The sequence below is a fragment of the Streptomyces sp. genome, assembly GCF_031178505.1.
Lineage (GTDB): Bacteria > Actinomycetota > Actinomycetes > Streptomycetales > Streptomycetaceae > Streptomyces > Streptomyces gulbargensis.
Genome location: NZ_JAPSIW010001036.1, coordinates 1 through 1,680, shown reverse-complemented (window position 1 = coordinate 1,680; position 1,680 = coordinate 1). Strand labels below are relative to the sequence as shown.

Below are 1,680 nucleotides of genomic sequence, written 5' to 3'. Positions count from 1 at the left end.
GAGACGTTGTGCTGGACCCGGTGGCCGGTCAGCACCTCCACCGACCCGTCGTCACGGCGCAGCGGGATGCTCACGGTCATCTCCCGCCGCGGGCTCGCCAGCAGGGCATGCAGACCGGGCTCGTAGTCCAGGGTGGCCACGGCGGAGGCCAGCTGCGCCTGGGCATCGACCAGTGGGCCCACGGTGTGGGAGGTGGTACCGGTCCCGGGCAGGGACGACACGTCGGTGGTCATGGCGGCAGGTTCTCCTGAAGGCAGTGAAAGGGAGGTCGCGGCACGAAAGGCTCCGACTCGCGGAGTGTGATGTGCACAACACCAGTGTGAGCCTTCGGAAGCGTCAACAACAGCAATGAATTCTGCGCATGAATCATCAGGATCGCTTATCGGACTCCGGCTGAGACCCGACGACTTCCGGTCACTCCGGACCGCCCCGCACTCCGGGGAGCCACGGCACGAGCACCGGCGCCCTCCTACCGATCGTCCCGTCGGCGCGCCATCTCGGCGATCCAGGCGGGGGCGTACGGGGACGTGCAGTTCGGCGGCGTCGGATAGTCCTTGAGCACCCCTAGGCGCTCCCCGATGTCGAGGGCACGGACCCGGTGCTCCGGGTGCTCGATCCCGATCTGCGCCAGGCAGGTGTTCATCGCCCACTGCAGGCGCTCCGGGGCGGCCTTCATCTGCGCCTCGATGACGTCGAGCAGGCCGGCGAGGTCGAGGCCCTCGGGCTTCTTCACCACGCGATCGGCGGTCAGCGCCCAGCCCGCACTCGCGACGACGGAATCCGGATCGGCCAGCCACGCCAATCGCAGGTCCTCGGTGTGCGGGCTCTTCTTCACCACGTAGTTCACGAACCAGTCGTGCACCTTGGGGGTGCGCGCCGCGCGGACCATAGCGTCCAGCTCGTCCCGCTCGAACGCCTTCGGCCGACAGATCAGCAGCGCGAGCAGTCTGGCCGCGGTGTCCCCGGTCCCCCAGAGCTCGAGCGCGAGGTCCTGCTGCGTCTTCAACCGCTTCGCGACCGCCCGCAGCTTGGTGAGGTTCACTCCGTGGTCGTCGCCGTGCCGCTCGTTCACCGCCCGCGCCCTCGGGTCTTCGAGCGCCGCCAGCTCGGCCAGCACGTCCTCCACCGTTGTCTCGGCCATCCCAGCCTCCTGTCCGTTGCGGGTGAGGGTCAGCCTACGAGGAGAGGGAGGCTCGCGAGCGGACCCGACGTCGTCCGCCGCCTGCAGCGTGACTCCGGGTCTCCGGGCAAGGAACCCCGCCCACCCCGGCCGTTCCGTTCTCGATCGCGAACAAAGCCGCCATGTGCTCGACGCGGGGCATTCACGGCGTGCTGGTCCGCTGTTCGACTGCCCCTGCTGGAGTCGGTCTCCGGAAGCAGCCGACCGACCCACGTGAGGACACAGACCGAGATGACGACAGCACAGACCCAGGCCATGACCCCCGTAGGACGCCGCGGGCTCCTCAAGGCCGGCGGAGCGATGAGCGCCGCCGCCGCCCTGTCCGCGCTGATGGGCAACACCGCGCACGCCGCCCAGGGGCGTGCGCGGGGTAACGACACGATGCAGGCGCCGGACAACGGCGGCTACGGGCCGTTGCGGCCGGCACCGGGCGGCGAGCTGCTGCTACCGGCCGGCTTCTCCTACGTGGCCTTCGGCCACACCGGCACGCCCATGAGCGA

General features: G+C 69.8%; 1 protein-coding gene and 2 pseudogenes. 1 reads left to right on the top strand and 2 read right to left on the bottom strand.

Annotated features, from left to right (window positions below):
• A pseudogene (locus RIF68_RS35980) lies at positions 1-233 on the bottom strand (hypothetical protein); the annotation flags it as partial.
• A gap of 236 nt (positions 234-469) precedes the next feature.
• Positions 470-1,141, bottom strand: coding sequence for a DNA alkylation repair protein (locus RIF68_RS35975; protein ID WP_309055854.1), 672 nt, complete (start codon positions 1,139-1,141; stop codon positions 470-472).
• A 270-nt stretch (positions 1,142-1,411) separates the two neighbouring features.
• Here RIF68_RS35975 and RIF68_RS35970 point away from each other — a divergent pair.
• Positions 1,412-1,680: pseudogene (locus RIF68_RS35970) on the top strand (hypothetical protein); the annotation flags it as partial.